Source organism: Actinocorallia longicatena (assembly GCF_039534125.1).
In the GTDB taxonomy this organism is placed as follows: Bacteria; Actinomycetota; Actinomycetes; order Streptosporangiales; family Streptosporangiaceae; genus Actinocorallia; species Actinocorallia longicatena.
On sequence record NZ_BAAAUV010000032.1, the window covers coordinates 19,272 to 35,375 of the forward strand.

Below are 16,104 nucleotides of genomic sequence, written 5' to 3' on the forward strand. Positions count from 1 at the left end.
CCGATACCAAGATTGTAAACCTTCTTTTCCGTTCTAGTTTGCCCTAGATTGTGCGCTAGCACACATTTCTGATCCTCATTTTGGCGCGCAAGGTGGACCCGCTATGTCCGACGTCGTCCTCGACGGTGTGAGCAAGTTCTACACTCCCGACCACTGCGTCGTGGACAATATGCGGCTGCACATCCGGGACGGTGAAGTATTCGTCCTCCTGGGCCCGTCCGGCTGCGGAAAATCCACCGTCCTCCGGATGATCGCGGGCCTGGAGGAGATCAGCTCGGGCGACCTGTGGCTCGGCGGACGGCACGCCAACGACCTCGCCCCCCGCGACCGCGACGTGGCGATGATCTTCCAGAGCGGCGCGCTCTACCCGCACTTCAGCGTCCGCGACAACATCAGCTTCCCGCTGAAGCTCTCCAAGGAGAACCCCGAGGAGACCTACGGCAAGGTCACCGAGATGGCCCGCGCCCTCGGCCTCGACACCATGCTCAGCCGCAGGCCCGGCACCCTGTCCGGCGGCCAGCGGCAGCGCGTCGCGATGGGCCGGGCCATGGTCCGCGACCCCCAGGTCTTCCTCATGGACGAGCCGTTGTCCTCCCTCGACGCCGCGCTGCGCACCGAGCTGCGCATGGAGATCGGCGGCATGGTCCGCAGCCTGCGCGCCACCACGATCTACGTCACCCACGACCAGGTCGAGGCGCTCACCCTCGCCGACCGCATCGGCATCATGCGCGACGGCGTCCTGCAGGACCTGGGCACGCCCCAGCAGGTCTACGACGACCCCGCGACGGTCTTCACCGCCAGCTTCCTCAGCTCCCCCCAGATCAACCTGCTCGGCGGCACCGCGTGGGCCGTCCAGGGCGAGGGCGTCGTCATCCAGCTCGGCGACCAGCAGATCGTCCTGCCGTGGACCGACCCCCGGGCGGGCTCGTTCATCCCGCTGCACGGCGGGCCGGTCATCGTCGGCCTGCGCCCCGACGCCCTGCACGCCGTGACGGCCCCCGACGGGCGTCCCGTCCTCACCGCCAAGCTCCGCACGGCGGAGTTCCACGGCCACGAGTGGATGGCCTTCGCCCAGGCCAACATCCCGGGCATCGACGTCGACACGGTCGGCCGCAGCACCCGCACCCGCCCGCGCCCGGCCGCCGCCGAGTCCAGGACGGGCCTCGGCCTGCGCGAGCGCTTCCTGCGCCGCACGCCGGAGGCACCGGCCGAGGAGGCGGCCAAGCCCGGCGCCCGCCGCCGCACCGACCTGCTCTTCCGCGCCGGCCACGCCCGGGGCATGTCCCGCGGGGCCGACGTCCATCTGGCCGTCGACCTCGACCGCGCCCTCTTCTTCGGCCCCGACGGCCGCCGCGTCGACCAGGTCCGCCGTTAGGACGGGTGCCGGGTCCGGAGTCAGCCGGGCAGGAGTTCCGCGAGGGGGGTCTTCGGGTCGGCCAGGCGGGTCCGGTCGACCGGGACCTGCGCGCGGATGAGCGCCTGGAGGTCCTGGGTGACGTCCCAGACGTTGACGTTCATCCCGGCGACCACGCGGCCCGCGCGCAGCCAGAAGGCCAGGTACTCGCCGCCGGCGGGGTCGCCGCGGTAGACGATCCGGTCGTAGCAGCCGGGCTCGGCGAAGCCGGAGAACTCCATGCCCAGGTCGTACTGGTCGGAGTAGAAGTAGGGCACCCGGTCGTAGGCGACCTCGCGGCCCAGCATGGAGCGGGCGGCGGCCGGGCCGCTGTGCAGGGCGTTCGCCCAGTGTTCGGTGCGGATGTGCCGCTGGTAGAGGGGATGGTGGGCGTTGGCGACGTCGCCCGCGGCGAAGATGTCGGGATCGCTCGTGCGCAGCGACTCGTCGACGACCACGCCGTTGTCGACCTTCAGTCCCGCGGCCTTCGCCAGGCCGGTGCCGGGGGCGACGCCGACCGCGACGACGACGAGGTCGGCGGGGAGCTCTGCGCCGCGCGAGGTCGTCACGTGGTCGACCGAGCCGGTGCCGCGGACGGCGAACAGCCCGTCCTCGAAGACGAACTCGACGCCCTTGCGCCGGTGCAGGGCGGCGAAGTGCGCGCCGACCTCCGCGCCGAGCGGGACGTGCAGCGGGGTCGACTCGACGTCGACGACCGTGACGCGGTTGCCGTACTCGCGGGCGGCGGCCGCGGTCTCGAGGCCGATCCAGCCGGCGCCGACGACGACCACGTGCCGGTCGCCCTCGCGCAGCTGCTCGCGCAGGGCGAGGGAGTCGCCGAGGGTGCGCAGCGTGTGGACGCCCGGCAGCGACGCCCCGGGGACGCGCAGCCTGCGCGGCGCGGCACCGGTCGCGAGCAGGAGCCGGTCGTAGCGCAGCTCGCTGCCGTCCGACAGCCGGGTCCGTCTCCGGTCGCGGTCGATCGACAGGACCGTGGTGCCGGTCAGCAGGGTGATGTCGTGGTCGCGGTAGAACGCCTCCTCGTGGACGTACACCGAGTCGGCCGGCTCCCGGTTCAGCAGGACGCTCTTCGACAGCGCGGGCCGCTCGTACGGGCGCTCGGTCTCGCTGCCGACGAGCAGGACGTTCCCCTCGAAACCCTCCTCGCGCAGCGTCTGCGCGGCCTTCGCACCGGCCAGGCCGGCACCGGCGATCACATAGGACTCGAGCGCGGGCATGGGACCTCCTCGTCCGGGAAAACCTCAGTTCATATGAACAGCCGGAGGAGTAACTGTCCACCTACCCAGCGAGACGGGCGTGGAGGGAGAGGGCGGAGGTGTCGGTGAGAGAAGCGACCTGGTCGACGACGACCCTGAGCCTCGCCGAATCATCGGCCGCGTCGGCGTAAGCCCAGCGGAAGAGGGGGTCGAGGGTGTCGGGCGCCCCCGCCGCGATGGCCTCCGCGAGTTCGGCGATCACGTCGCGCTGGTGGGCCCGGGTCTCGGAGTAGGAGGTCCACACGTAGTGCGCGGTGATCGCCTTGAGCAGGCCGACCTCCAGCCGGACGTGCCGCGGCACGATCAGGTCGGCGGCGTACCTGGTCAGCCGGCCGGGCCCGTGGGCCTCGCGGGTCGCCTGCTCGGCGGCCATGCAGAACCGGCCGATCAGCCAGCTCGTCAGGTCCTTCAGCGACGCGTAGCCGGACGCGGTGAGGTCGAGGGTGCGCGGCCAGAACGGCTGGCTCCGCAGGGCCGCGAAGCACTCCTCCAGCTCGGGGACCTCGGCGTCGCAGTACATCTTGGCCGCGGTCGCCGCGACCTCCCTGGCCGCCGCGGGATCCGACAGCAGCGGCAGCCGGACCGCGCCGGAGACCAGCGCGTCCTCCAGGTCGTGCACGGAGTAGGCGACGTCGTCGGACCAGTCCATGACCTGGGCCTCGAAGCAGGTCCGGTTCTCCGGAGCCTCCTCGCGGGCCCACAGCGCGACCTCGAGGTCGTCGTCGTAGACGCCGTACTTGCGCGGATTCTCCTGCTTGCGCCACGGGTACTTCATGGTCGCGTCGAGGGTCGCGCGGGTCAGGTTCAGCCCGACGCTGCGGCCGTCGGCGGCGAAGGACTTGTACTCCAGCCGGGTCAGCAGCCGCAGGCTCTGGGCGTTGCCCTCGAACCCGCCGCACGCCTGCGCGAAGTCGTCGAGCGCCTTCTCGCCGTTGTGGCCGAACGGCGGATGCCCCAGGTCGTGGGCGAGGCAGGCCGTCTCGACGAGGTCGGGGTCGCAGCCGAGGACCTTGCCGAGCTCGCGCCCGACCTGGCCGCACTCGAGCGAGTGGGTGAGCCTGGTGCGCAGGAAGTCGTGGGCACCGGGATCGGCGACCTGGGTCTTGGCGGCCAGCCTCCGCAGCGCCGCGCTGTGCAGGACGCGGGCGCGGTCCCGCTCGAACGCCGTGCGGTCGCGCCGCTTCGGCGGTTCGGGGGCCCAACGCTGGATGTCACGCGAGGTGTAGCCGTTCATCTCCTGATGGTAGAGCGACAAGGTGACATCCGCGTTTACATCTTGCCTCGGGAGCGTCCCAGCAGGACGTAGTACAGGTAGCCGCCGGTCTCGCGGACGATCGAGCTGAACTGGGTGTCGCGGGTCTGGACGCTCGGCCCGGACCGGGTCGGCGAGGACACGGCCCTGATCCCGTTGTCGGAGGCCATCTTGTCCGAGCGCAGGCTGTGCCACGGGTCGGTCACCACGACCCCGGTCTTCCAGCCCTTCGCCCTGTACTCCCTGCCCACCGCCACCATGCTCGTCAGGGTGTCGCTGCCGGTCTCCAGGGCGATGAGGCTGCCCGCGGGGACCTTGTGGTCGGCGTTCATCAGGTACACCTTGCCCGAGGCCGCCTCGGTGGTCCTGTCGCCCATCTGCTTGCCGCCCACGGTGATGATGACCGGGGCGACGCCCTCCTTGTAGAGCTCGTAGGCGTGCTCGAGGCGCGCCTTGAGGTAGGGGGAGGGCTTGCCGTCGTACTGGGCCGCGCCCAGGACGATGATCGCGTCGGACTTCGGATGGTGGTCCTGCCTGGCCTCGTACCAGACCCGGAAGCCGACCGTCAGGGGGGTCAGCACCGCGATCGCGACCACGACGAAGAGCGCGCGCCCCAGCCACGACAGGAACCGGGGCCGCCGCCGTGCGCGCCTGCGCCCGGCGGCGGGTTCGGGAGTGCTCTCTTCGGCTTCTTCGTCCACGTCCACGTCCATCGCCATCTCGGTACCCACATTAGGTCAGATGACGGAGGACGACGGCGGGTTCGGGGGTCAGCGGCTGTCGCTGCCCGCCGTCTCCACCGCGGCACGGCCCGCCTCGAGGCGGGCCACGGGTACCCGGAAGGGCGAGCAGGACACGTAGTCGAGCCCGACCTCGTGGAAGAAGTGGACCGAGTCGGGGTCGCCGCCGTGCTCGCCGCAGACGCCGAGCTTGATCCCCGGACGGGTCCTGCGGCCCTCCTCGACGGCGATCCTCACCAGCCGGCCGACGCCGTCGCGGTCGAGGGTCTCGAACGGGGAGACGCCGAAGATGCCGAGGTCGAGGTAGCGGCTGAAGAACGCGGCCTCGACGTCGTCGCGGGAGAAGCCCCAGGTCGTCTGGGTGAGGTCGTTGGTGCCGAAGGAGAAGAACTCGGCGGCCTCGGCGATCTGGCCGGCCGTCAGCGCGGCGCGCGGCAGCTCGATCATCGTGCCGATGAGGGTCCGGGCGGTCCCTGCGACCGAGGCGAGAACGGACTCGGCCTCCTCGCGGGCGTGTTCCAGCTCCTGGATCGACCCGACGAGCGGGATCATGATCTCCGGCCGCGGGTCTCCGCCCGCGGCGAGCCGGTCGGCCGCCGCCTCGGCGATGGCCCGCACCTGCATCGCGAATAGGCCAGGAATCACCAAACCCAGCCGCACCCCGCGCAGACCGAGCATAGGGTTCTGTTCGTGCAGCCGGTGCACGCATTCGAGCAGGCGCCTGTCCTTCGCCGACGCCGCGTCGCCGGCGAGCGCCACCTTCACCGACAGTTCGGTCAGATCCGGGAGGAATTCGTGCAGGGGCGGGTCGATGAGCCGGATCGTGACCGGCAGCCCGTCCATCTCCTCCAGGATGCCGCGGAAGTCCTCGCGCTGGAGCGGTTCGAGGGCGTCGAGGGCCGCCTCGCGGTCGGCCGCCGAATCGGCGAGGATCAGGTCCTCGATGAGCTGGCGGCGGTCGCCGAGGAACATGTGCTCGGTCCGGCACAGCCCGATCCCGTCCGCGCCGAACCGGCGCGCCCGCGCGCTGTCCTCGGGGTTGTCGGCGTTGGCGCGGACCCGGAGCCGGGACGCCCCGTCGGCGTGCTCCATGATCCGGTGGACGGCCCCGACGAGCTCGTCGCCCTGGGCCGGGTCGAGCTCGCCCTCGAAGTACTGGACGACCGGCGAGGCGCTGACCGGGACCTCGCCCAGGTAGACGGCGCCGCTGGTGCCGTCGATCGAGATGACGTCGCCCTCGTTCACCACGACGTCGCCGGCCGTGATCCGCTTGGCCTTCACGTCGACGTCGAGCTCCTCGGCACCGCAGACACAGGTCTTGCCCATGCCGCGGGCGACGACGGCGGCGTGCGAGGTCTTGCCGCCGCGCGAGGTCAGGATGCCCTGGGCGGCGATCATGCCGGTGAGGTCGTCGGGGGTGGTCTCCCTGCGTACCAGGATCACCTTCTCCCCGCGCGCGGCGGCCTCGACGGCGGCGGGCGAGCTGAAGACCGCCTTGCCGACGGCCGCGCCGGGCGAGGCGTTCATGCCCTTGCCGATCCGGTTCTTCGTCGCGGTCTCGTCGAAGCGCGGGAACATGAGCTGGGCGAGCTGGTCGCCGGTCACCCGGTGGACGGCCTCGTCGAGGTCGATCAGGCCCTGGTCGACGAGCTGGATCGCGATGCGGAACGCCGCGCCCGCGGTGCGCTTGCCGACCCGGGTCTGGAGCATCCAGAGCTTTCCGCGCTCGACCGTGAACTCGATGTCGCACAGGTCGCGGTAGTGGTTCTCGAGCTTCTCCATGATCGCGAGCAGCTCGTCGTAGACGGGGCGGTTGAGATCGCCGAGCGCGGCCAGCGGGACCGTGTTGCGGATGCCGGCGACGACGTCCTCGCCCTGGGCGTTCTGCAGGTAGTCACCGTAGACGCCCTGGTGGCCGGAGGCGGGGTCGCGGGTGAAGCAGACGCCGGTGCCGGAGTCCATGCCGAGGTTGCCGAAGACCATCGAGCAGACGTTGACGGCGGTGCCGAGGTCGGAGGGGATGCGCTCCTGGCGGCGGTAGAGGACCGCGCGGTCGGCGTTCCACGAGTCGAAGACCGCCTTGATGGCCAGGTCCATCTGCTCGCGCGGGTCCGAGGGGAAGGCGCGGCCGGCGTGCTCGGCGATCAGGGCCTTGTAGGTGGCGACCAGGGCCTGGAAGTCCGCGGCGTCGAGGTCGAGGTCGTCGTGGGTGCCCTTGCCGTGCTTGAGCTCCTCCAGCGCCTCGTCGAACAGCTCGCCGTCGACGCCCAGGACGGTCTTGCCGAACATCTGGATGAGGCGGCGGTAGGAGTCCCACGCGAAGCGGTCGTTGCCGGCCTGCTTGGCGAGGCCCTCGACCGACTGGTCGTTGAGGCCGATGTTCAGGACCGTGTCCATCATGCCCGGCATGGAGAACTTGGCGCCCGACCGCACGCTGACCAGCAGCGGGTCGTCGCTCTGGCCGAGGCGCTTGCCCATGGTGGCCTCGAGGGCGGCCAGATGGGCCGACACCTCGTCGGTGAGCTCGGCGGGCGGGGAGCCCTCGGTCAGGTAGGTCCGGCACGCCTCCGTGGTGATGGTGAACCCCGGAGGCACAGGAAGCCCGAGATTTGTCATCTCGGAAAGATTCGCACCTTTTCCGCCCAGCAGATCTTTAAGATCTTTGTTGCCTTCTGTGAAGTCGTAAACGAACTTCGGCACGGCCACCAGCTCCTTCCACCCTTTGGTCGGGGACTGTACCTCGTGCCTGTTCCGTGCCCTGACGCACCCTTTGTCCAAAGTATGTTTCCGCTGGTCAAGTGGGCGAACGTGGTCTATTCCAATAGTCCGGTTCCGGAAACTTTGCAGTATTTTCACAGTAGATTGGGGACTGATCATCCGTGAAATCCGGGGATGGTACGTACGAAGGGGGTGAGGCCGTGCGTCGTCGTGGGGCCCTGGGACCTGGCAGTGAGCCGTTCGCTCCGATCGCGGACTTCGGCTTCCTGTCCGACTGCGAGACCACGGCACTGATCGCGCCGTCCGGGAACGTCGAGTGGCTGTGCGTGCCGCGCATCGACTCTCCCAGTGTGTTCGGCTCGATCCTGGACCGGGACGCGGGCTACTTCCGCATCGGCCCGGCCGGCGTGGAGGTGCCCGCCGCGCAGCGCTATATCCCGGGCACGATGGTGCTCGAGACCACCTGGTGGACGCAGGGAGGGTGGCTGGTCGTCACCGACGCCCTGCTCATGGGGCCCTGGCACCATGAGAACGAGCGGTCGGAGTCGCACCGCCGCGCGCCCACCGACTACGACGCCCAGCACGTGCTCCTGCGCACGGTGAAGTGCGTGAACGGGAGCGTCCAGGTCCGCATGGACTGCATGCCGGTGTTCGACTACGGGCGCACGCCCGCCCAGTGGGCCTACACCGGTGACGGCTACCAGTCGGCGGTCGCCGCGGGCGCCGGCCAGCGGATCGACGTCCACAGCGACATGAACATCGGCTTCGAGGGGTCCCTGGCCACGAGCCGGACCCTGCTGAAGGAGGGCGAGTCGCGGTTCGTCGCGCTGTCGTGGAGCTCCCACGGCGCGCCGACCACCATGCCCGAGGCCGCCGAGCAGCTGCGCTGGACCGTCCATCACTGGCAGCACTGGCTGGACCGGGGCGAGTTTCCCGACCACCCGTGGCGGTCCTACCTGCAGCGCAGCGCCCTCACCCTGAAGGGGCTGACCTTCTCCCCCACCGGGGCCGTGGCCGCCGCGGCGACCACGTCGCTGCCGGAGACGGACGGCGGTGACCGCAACTGGGACTACCGCTACACCTGGATCCGCGACAGCACCATGACGCTGTGGGCCTTCTACACCCTCGGGTACGACTGGGAGGCCAACGACTTCTTCCACTTCATCACGGACATGGCCGAGCAGTCCGACGGCCATCTTCAGATCATGTACGGCGTCGACGGCCGCTCGGAGCTGCCGGAGTCCACGCTCGACCATCTGTCGGGCTACAACAACGCCAAGCCCGTGCGGATCGGCAACGGCGCCTACACCCAGGCGCAGCACGACGTGTGGGGCGCGATCATCGGCTCGGTCTACCTCTTCGTCAAGAAGCGGGACCGGCTCGACGACCGGCTGTGGAAGATCGTCGTCACCCAGGTGGAGGAGGCGCTCGTCCACTGGAAGCGTCCCGACTGCGGGATGTGGGAGGTCAGGGGCGAACCCCAGCACTTCACCTCCTCGAAGATCTTCTGCTGGCTGGCCGCCGACCGCGGCGCCCGGCTGGCCAGGCTCCGCGGCGCCGACGAGGCCGACCGGGCCGTGCTGTGGCAGAAGGCCGCGGACGAGATGAAGGACGACATCCTCGCCAACGCCCTCGACGAGCGCGGCGTCTTCACCGCCCACTACGGCACCAAGGCCCTGGACGCCTCGGTCCTGCTGATCCCGCTGCTGGGCTTCCTGCCGCCGGACGACCCGCGGGTCCGCGACACCGTCCTGGCCATCGCCGAGGAGCTCACAGAGGACGATCTGGTCCTGCGCTACCGCGCCGCCGAGACCGACGACGGGTTCTCCTCCGAGGAGGGCACGTTCACGATCTGCTCCTTCTGGCTGGTCTCCGCCCTGGTGACCATCGGGGAGGTGGAGCGCGCCAAGACCCTCTGCCACAAGCTGCTGTCCTACGCGAGCCAGCTCCACCTGTACGCCGAGGAGATCGACGCGCACACCGGACGCCACCTGGGCAACTTCCCCCAGGCGTTCACCCATCTGGCGCTCATCAACGCCGTCATGCAGGTGATCGGGATCGAGCGCGGACAGCGCCTCTTCCCCTTCAGCTGATCACTTGGACCGGTCCGGCCGCCCCGATCGGGCCGTCAGGGCCGGTGTTGGGTCAGGGCCGGTGGGTCGGCTCCCAGCCACGACGCGGGTCACGGGTGGCCTGGCCCGCGCCCCGGCTCCGGTAGACCACGGCGGAGCGGAACGGGTACCCGACCGGCGCCGCGAAGGCGTGGACCAGCCGGGTGAAGGGGAACAGGGCGAACAGCCCGAACGCCACCAGAATGTGGATCTTGAACAGCAGCGGGACGCCGGTCATGAGGTCGGCGTCCGGCCGCAGCAGGAAGATGCCGCGAAACCACGGCGAAATGGTCTGCCGGTAGTCGTAACCGCCGAGGATCCCGTTCTCGACCAGGGTCGCCAGCAGGCCGAACGCGATCGCGCCGCCGAGGAAGACGTACATCAGCTTGTCGTTGCGCGTCGTCGCGGAGAAGACGGGCCCGCTGGTGCGGCGCCGGTAGATCAGCAGGACGATCCCGGCGAGCGTCGCGATCCCGGCCAGCGCGCCGGAGACCAGCGACACCCAGTGGTAGAAGGTCTCCGAGACGCCGATCGCCTCGGTCCAGCTCTCGGGGATCAGCAGGCCCATCACATGGCCGAGGATCACGAAGATCAGCCCGAAGTGGAACAGCGGCGAGGCCACCCGCAGCAGCCGCGCCTCGTACAGCTGGGAGGAGCGGGTCGTCCAGCCGAAGCGGTCGTAGCGGTAGCGCCAGATCGTCCCGCCGATCACGATGACCAGCACGACGTACGGCAGGACCGTCCAGAGCAGAAGGTTCACGGGGTGCTCCTTGTCGGGAGGAGGTTCCGTGTCGTGCGGAGGTTCGGCGTTCCGAAGGGTTCGAGGCCCACCTGTTCGGCGGCCGGGCCCTGGCGGGCCAGCCGCAGCGCCTCGGCCCTGTCGCGGGGCGAGGCTCCGGGCAGGGTCGCGCAGACGGTCTCCAGGACGCCGGCGTAGGGCGAGCCCCGGTCGGTGAGCGCCAGCCGCAGCAGCTCCAGGCCCGCGCGGTGCTCGGCGAGCAGGCCGGGCGAGCCGGTCGTGGCCGAGAACTCCAGGACGACCGGCAGGAAGTCGGGCAGCTCACCGGTCGCGCCCTCGTAGCCGTCCGTACGGTAGCGGGCCTTCAGCGCGGCCAGCGAGGCGCCCCGGTTGCGGGTGTCGCCGTCCCGGTAGAACGTCAGGTAGAGGCAGCAGCGCCGGCGCAGGTCGAAGGTCTCGACATAGTGCCGTTCCAGGTCGGCCCGCGCGGTGGTGTCGAGGTGGGCGAGGAAGGCGGTGAAGCGGCCGGGGACGGCCTCGCGCAGCAGGGCGCGGCGGTCGTACAGCTCGTCGCTCGGGTAGGCCAGCAGCAACGAGGCCGCCTGCCAGACGGCGCGGCTCATTCGGCGTCCTTTCCGGGGAACAGTCCCTGGGGTCTGCCCTTGCCGTCCCAGTTGAGGAGGTTGACCCGGCCCCTGCGGTCCTCGGGGTCGGTGAGCGCGCCGGTGCTCTGGCGCTCCTTCAGGGCGTGGAAGGTCTCGACGGAGGCGGGCATGGGCCGCCCGGACGCCTCGCCGAAGGGCCCGTCCGCTCCCCCGGCCGCGTAGTCGACCGAGCAGGCCGTCTCCTCGAGCTGCGCGGCCTCCCGCGCGGCCTGGGTCGGGATGACGTACCGCTCCTCGTACTTGGCGATCGCCAGCAGCCGGTACAGGGCCTCGAGCCCGGTGGCGTCCATGCCGACCGACTCCGCGATGGACGGGTCGGGCTCCTCGCCGAGGTTGGCGCGGCGCATGTGCGAGCGCATCGCCGACAGCTTGCGCAGCACGCCGGTGACCACGGTGGTGTCGCCGGCGGTGAACAGCTCGGCGAGGTATTCCACCGGGATCCGCAGCGCGTCGATCGCGCCGAAGAGGTTCCCGGCGTCCTCGCCGTCGTGACCGCTGTCGCGCAGCGCCTCGACCACCGGGGACAGCGGCGGGATGTACCAGACCATCGGCATCGTCCGGTACTCCGGATGCAGCGGCAGCGCCACCCGGTGCTCGCTGATGAGGGCCCGAACGGGCGAGCGGCGGGCGGCCTCCAGCCACGGCTCGGGGATGCCGTCGCGGCGGGCCGCGGCGATGACCTCCGGGTCGGACGGGTCGAGCAGCAGGTCGAGCTGGGCCCGGTAGAGCGCCTGGTCGTCCTCGACGGACGCCGCCTCCAGGACCCTGTCGGCGTCGTACAGCAGCACCCCGAGGTAGCGCAGCCGGCCCACGCACGTCTCGGAGCAGACGGTCGGCAGCCCGACCTCGATCCGCGGGTAGCAGAGCGTGCACTTCTCGGCCTTGCCGGTCTTGTGGTTGAAGTAGATCTTCTTGTACGGGCAGCCGGTGACGCACATCCGCCAGCCCCGGCACTTGTCCTGGTCGACCAGGACGATCCCGTCCTCCTCGCGCTTGTAGATCGCCCCCGACGGGCAGGACGCCCCGCACGCCGGGTTGAGGCAGTGCTCGCAGATCCGCGGCAGGTAGAACATGAAGGCGTTCTCGAAGTCGAGCCGCACCCTGCCGGAGATCCTCTCCACCACCGGGTCCTGCGCCGCGAGCTCGGGGCCGCCCGCGAGGTCGTCGTCCCAGTTGGCGCTCCACTCGACCTTCGTGGGCTCGCCCGTGATGAGCGAGAAGGGCCGGGCGACGGGGATGTTCTCCGACAGCGGCGCGGTGGTGAGGGTCTCGTAGTCGTAGGTCCAGGGCTCGTAGTAGTCCTTGATCGACGGCATGAGCGGGTTGGCGAAGATCGTGACCAGCTTGCGGAAGCGGCCGCCCGCGCGGAGCGTCAGGCCGCCGCGCCGGTTCAGCTTCCAGCCGCCCTTCCAGACGTCCTGGTCCTCGTGCCGCCGGGGATAGCCCTGTCCCGGACGGGTCTCGACGTTGTTGAACCACGCGTACTCGACACCGCTCCGGTTGGTCCAGGCCTGCTTGCAGGTGACCGAGCAGGTGTGGCAGCCGATGCACTTGTCGAGATTCATGACCATGGCGAGCTGGGACATCACGCGCATCAGTACGTCACCTCCTGGGAGCGGCGGCGGATCAGGGTGATCTCGTCGCGCTGGTTGCCGGTCGGACCGAGGTAGTTGAAGCCGAAGGAGAGCTGGGCGTAGCCGCCGATGAGGTGGGTCGGCTTCACCAGCAGCCGGGTCAGCGAGTTGTGGATGCCGCTGCGCTTCCCGTCGGCCTCGGTGAGCGGGGCGTCGATGACGCGTTCCTGGGCGTGGTGGTAGTAGACCGTCCCGGCGGGCATCCGGTGGGAGACCACCGCCCGCGCCGAGACCACGCCGTTGCGGTTGACCATCTCGACCCAGTCGTTGTCGGCCGCGCCGATCCTGGCGGCGTCCTCGGTGCTGATCCAGACCGTGGGACCGCCGCGCGAGAGCGTCAGCATGAACAGGTTGTCCTGGTACTCGGAGTGGATGGACCACTTGGAGTGCGGGGTGAGGTAGCGCACGGTGATGGCGGCCGCGCCGTCGCCGTCGGGCTCGCCGAACAGCCGGTGCAGGTCGAGCGGCGGCCGGAACACCGGGAGCTGCTCGCCGAGCTCGGCCATCCAGGCGTGGTCGAGGAAGAAGTGCATCCGCCCGGTGAGGGTGTGCCAGGGCTTGTCGTGCTCGAGGTTGATCGTGAACGGCGAGTAGCGCCGGTCGGGCGCCTCCTTGCCCGACCACTCGGGCGAGGCGCCGACCGGGACGGGCCTGGCCTGGGTGTCGGAGAAGGTGATCCGGCGCTCCTCCCCCGCCGTAGCCAGGTGCTCGAAGGAGGTGCCGGTGCGCTCGCCGAGCTGGGCGAACCCCTGCGCGGCGAGCCGTCCGTTGGTGGTGCCCGACAGGGCGAGGATCGCCTCGCACCACTTGACGTCGGTGTCGAGCAGCGGGCGTCCGCCGGCCGTGACGCCGTTGCGCCCGGCCAGCCAGCCGATCTCCTTGTCGGGCTTGAACGCCAGCCCCTTGACGGGAAGCCCGGCCTTCTCCGCGAGCGGCCCGAGCGCGGCCATCCGCTCGGCGACGGCCGGGTAGTCCCGTTCGACGACCACGAATCCGGGACGGGTCGCGCCCGTCTCACCGAACGGCTGCCCGAGCTCGGCCGGGGTGTCGTGGCCGAGCGGCACCGGTACGAGGTCCCTGCGGACCCCCAGGCGGTCCGCGGCGAGGGCGCTGAAGGCCTTCGCGATGTCCTGGAAGGCGGTGAAGTCGGTGCGCGCCTCCCACGGCGGGTCGATCGCCGGGGTGAAGGCATGGACGAACGGGTGCATGTCGGTCGAGGACAGGTCGTGTTTCTCGTACCAGGTCGCGGCGGGCAGCACGATGTCGGAGAACAGGGTGGTGGAGGTCATCCGGAAGTCGAGCGAGACCAGCAGGTCGAGCTTGCCCGACGGCGTCTCCTCCCGCCATTCCACCTCGGCCGGGCGGCGATCGGGCGGGGTCTCGGTGGCGCGCAGGCTCGCGTCGGTGCCGAGCAGGTGCTTCAGGAAGTACTCGTTGCCCTTGCCGGACGAGCCGAGCAGATTGGCCCGCCAGACGGTGAGGACGCGCGGCCAGTTCTCCGGGGCGTCGGGGTCGTCGGCGGCGTGCCTCAGCGTCCCGTCGGCCAGCCGGCCGGCGACGTAGCCCGCCGGGTCGTCGCCCGCCTCGTCGGCCAGGTCGAGCGGGTTGCGGTCGAAGAAGGGGAAGAACGGCTGCCAGCCGGCCCGCGCCGACTCCGCGACGAGGTCGGCGGTGTGCCTCCCGGTGAACAGCCCCCTGGCCAGCGGCGAGGCCAGAGCGTCGGCCTGGTAGCCGTCGTAGCGCCACTGCCCGGTGTGCAGGTACCAGTAGGAGGTCCCGGGCATCTGCCGGGCGGGCCGCGACCAGTCGAGCCCGTTGGCGAGCTGGGCCCAGCCGGTGTAGGGCCGGACCTTCTCCTGGCCGACGTAGTGCGCCCAGCCGCCGCCGTTGACGCCCTGGCAGCCGGTGAACATCAGCAGCGCCAGGAACGAGCGGTAGGTGGCGTCGGCGTGGAACCAGTGGTTGGTCCCGGCGCCCAGCAGGATCATGCAGCGGCCGCCGGACTTCTCGGCGGTCTCGGCGAACTCGCGGGCGATCCTGGTGCAGGTCGCGGCGGGGACCGAGGTGATCTGCTCCTGCCACGCGGGGGTGCAGGGCGTCCCGGCGTCGTCGTAGGAGGACGGCCACTCACCGGGCAGCCCCGCGCGCTCGACGCCGTACTGGGCGAGGACCAGGTCGAAGACGGTGGTGACGAGCCTGCCGCCGACCTCCCGGGCGGGCACTCCCCTGCGCAGGACGTCGCCGGAGCCGTCGGGGGCGTCGAAGCGGGGCAGCAGGATCTCGGCGGGCGTCCCGTCGCCGAGCAGGGTCAGGCGCGGCTCGACCTCGCCGAGGTCCAGGTTCCAGCGGCCCTTGCCGGAGTCGTTCCAGCGGAAGCCCGCCGAGCCGTTGGGGACGACCGGGGCGCCGTCGGCGTCGAGCAGGACGGTCTTCCACTGCGCCCCCTCCCCCGTGTCGCCGAGGTCGGCGGAGGTGAGGAAGCGGCCCGGCACCAGCGTGCCGTCCTCCCGGCGGTCGAGGGTGACCAGGAACGGCAGGTCGGTGTAGCGGCGCACGTAGCGGGCGAAGGCCGGGACCTGCCGGTCGACCAGGAACTCGCGCAGGATCACGTGGCCCATGGCCATGCCGAGGGCGCCGTCCGTACCGGGCCGCGGGGCGAGCCACTCGTCGGCGAACTTGGTGGCGTCGGAGTAGTCCGGCGACATCACGACGACCTTCTGGCCCCGGTAGCGGGCCTCGGCCATCCAGTGGGCGTCCGGGGTGCGCGTCACCGGGACGTTGGAGCCCCACAGCATCAGGTAGGCGGCGTCCCACCAGTCGGCGGACTCCGGGACGTCGGTCTGGTCGCCGAACACCTGCGGGGAGGCCACGGGCAGGTCGGCGTACCAGTCGTAGAAGGAGAGCATCGCGCCGCCGAGCAGCGACACGAACCGGGCGCCCGCCGCGTGCGACACCATCGACATCGCCGGGATCGGCGAGAAGCCCGCGATCCGGTCGGGCCCGTGCTCGGCGATCGTGTGAACGTGGGCGGCGGCGATCATCTCCACGGCCTCGTCCCAGCCGATCCTGACCAGCCCGCCCCTGCCCCTGACGCTCTGGTAGGCGCGGCGCGCCTCCGGATCGCCCGTCACGGCGGCCCAGGCGGCGACCGGGTCTCCGCCGAGCCGCGCCTTCGCCTCCCGGTACCGCTCCACCAGGACGCCCCGCGCGTAGGGGTAGCGGACCCGGGTCGGCGAGTAGGTGTACCAGGAGAACGCCGCCCCGCGCGGGCAGCCGCGCGGCTCGTACTCCGGCCGGTCCGGCCCGACGCTCGGATAGTCCGTCTCCTGGGTCTCCCAGGTGATCACACCGTCCTTGACGTAGACCTTCCAGGAGCAGGAGCCGGTGCAGTTGACCCCGTGGGTCGATCGGACGACCTTGTCGTGGCTCCACCGGTCCCGGTAGAAGGCGTCGCCCTCGCGGCCCCCCTTCAGGAAGACCTGGTGCAGGTCGCGCGAGGTCTCGGTGCGCTTCAGGAAGCGCCCGGTGCGCAGCAGTGCCTGCTCGGCGGCGGACTCCATGGTCTCCTCCTCGGA

10 protein-coding genes are annotated in these 16,104 nt (G+C 70.8%); 2 read left to right on the forward strand and 8 right to left on the reverse strand.

Annotation, left to right across the window (positions count from 1 at the left end):
• Nucleotides 1-103: 103 nt before the first annotated feature.
• The gene (locus ABD785_RS35830) at nucleotides 104-1,375 is read left to right on the forward strand and encodes an ABC transporter ATP-binding protein (RefSeq protein WP_344837643.1); all 1,272 of its coding nucleotides are present in this window, start codon (nucleotides 104-106) and stop codon (nucleotides 1,373-1,375) included.
• A gap of 20 nt (nucleotides 1,376-1,395) precedes the next feature.
• Here ABD785_RS35830 and ABD785_RS35835 read toward each other — a convergent pair whose 3' ends face one another.
• From ABD785_RS35835 to ppdK, 4 genes are all read right to left on the reverse strand, one after another.
• Entirely contained in the window at nucleotides 1,396-2,631 is a 1,236-nt protein-coding gene (locus ABD785_RS35835; RefSeq protein ID WP_344837646.1) for an NAD(P)/FAD-dependent oxidoreductase, read from the reverse strand.
• A gap of 61 nt (nucleotides 2,632-2,692) precedes the next feature.
• Nucleotides 2,693-3,904: a deoxyguanosinetriphosphate triphosphohydrolase gene (locus ABD785_RS35840; RefSeq protein WP_344837649.1), complete on the reverse strand. Its 1,212-nt coding sequence runs from the start codon at nucleotides 3,902-3,904 to the stop codon at nucleotides 2,693-2,695.
• Between the two features lie 35 nt (nucleotides 3,905-3,939).
• Nucleotides 3,940-4,635, reverse strand: coding sequence for a YdcF family protein (locus tag ABD785_RS35845; protein ID WP_344837652.1), 696 nt, complete (start codon nucleotides 4,633-4,635; stop codon nucleotides 3,940-3,942).
• 57 nt (nucleotides 4,636-4,692) lie between these two features.
• On the reverse strand, nucleotides 4,693-7,362 hold the full coding sequence (ppdK, locus tag ABD785_RS35850) for a pyruvate, phosphate dikinase (protein WP_344837654.1): 2,670 nt from the start codon (nucleotides 7,360-7,362) through the stop codon (nucleotides 4,693-4,695).
• 218 nt (nucleotides 7,363-7,580) lie between these two features.
• Here ppdK and ABD785_RS35855 point away from each other — a divergent pair, with 218 nt between their 5' ends.
• The gene (locus ABD785_RS35855; protein WP_344837656.1) at nucleotides 7,581-9,473 is read left to right on the forward strand and encodes a glycoside hydrolase family 15 protein; all 1,893 of its coding nucleotides are present in this window, start codon (nucleotides 7,581-7,583) and stop codon (nucleotides 9,471-9,473) included.
• 52 nt (nucleotides 9,474-9,525) lie between these two features.
• Here the strand turns inward: ABD785_RS35855 and narI are convergent, their stop codons facing one another.
• The 4 genes from narI to ABD785_RS35875 are packed head-to-tail and all read right to left on the reverse strand — an operon-like array spanning nucleotide 9,526 to nucleotide 16,089.
• A complete protein-coding gene (narI, locus tag ABD785_RS35860) occupies nucleotides 9,526-10,251 on the reverse strand; it encodes a respiratory nitrate reductase subunit gamma (RefSeq protein WP_344837658.1) in 726 nt (241 codons plus the stop codon).
• Nucleotides 10,248-10,853, reverse strand: coding sequence for a nitrate reductase molybdenum cofactor assembly chaperone (narJ, locus tag ABD785_RS35865; RefSeq protein ID WP_344837660.1), 606 nt, complete (start codon nucleotides 10,851-10,853; stop codon nucleotides 10,248-10,250). The genes narI and narJ overlap by 4 nt, the downstream gene beginning before the upstream one ends.
• The gene (gene narH, locus ABD785_RS35870; protein WP_344837662.1) at nucleotides 10,850-12,490 is read right to left on the reverse strand and encodes a nitrate reductase subunit beta; all 1,641 of its coding nucleotides are present in this window, start codon (nucleotides 12,488-12,490) and stop codon (nucleotides 10,850-10,852) included. The genes narJ and narH overlap by 4 nt, the downstream gene beginning before the upstream one ends.
• Nucleotides 12,490-16,089, reverse strand: a complete 3,600-nt coding sequence (locus ABD785_RS35875) for a nitrate reductase subunit alpha (protein WP_344837665.1) — start codon at nucleotides 16,087-16,089, stop codon at nucleotides 12,490-12,492. The genes narH and ABD785_RS35875 overlap by 1 nt, the downstream gene beginning before the upstream one ends.
• Nucleotides 16,090-16,104 lie beyond the last annotated feature (15 nt).

What these genes read in the sequence shown, in the direction of transcription:
- ABD785_RS35875 (WP_344837665.1), bottom strand. Translation starts at nt 16,089, where the DNA reads ATGGAGTCCGCCGCCGAGCAGGCACTGCTGCGCACCGGGCGCTTCCTG.
- narJ (WP_344837660.1), bottom strand. Translation starts at nt 10,853, where the DNA reads ATGAGCCGCGCCGTCTGGCAGGCGGCCTCGTTGCTGCTGGCCTACCCG.
- ABD785_RS35830 (WP_344837643.1), top strand. Translation starts at nt 104, where the DNA reads ATGTCCGACGTCGTCCTCGACGGTGTGAGCAAGTTCTACACTCCCGAC.
- ABD785_RS35840 (WP_344837649.1), bottom strand. Translation starts at nt 3,904, where the DNA reads ATGAACGGCTACACCTCGCGTGACATCCAGCGTTGGGCCCCCGAACCG.
- narH (WP_344837662.1), bottom strand. Translation starts at nt 12,490, where the DNA reads ATGCGCGTGATGTCCCAGCTCGCCATGGTCATGAATCTCGACAAGTGC.
- ABD785_RS35845 (WP_344837652.1), bottom strand. Translation starts at nt 4,635, where the DNA reads ATGGACGTGGACGTGGACGAAGAAGCCGAAGAGAGCACTCCCGAACCC.
- ABD785_RS35835 (WP_344837646.1), bottom strand. Translation starts at nt 2,631, where the DNA reads ATGCCCGCGCTCGAGTCCTATGTGATCGCCGGTGCCGGCCTGGCCGGT.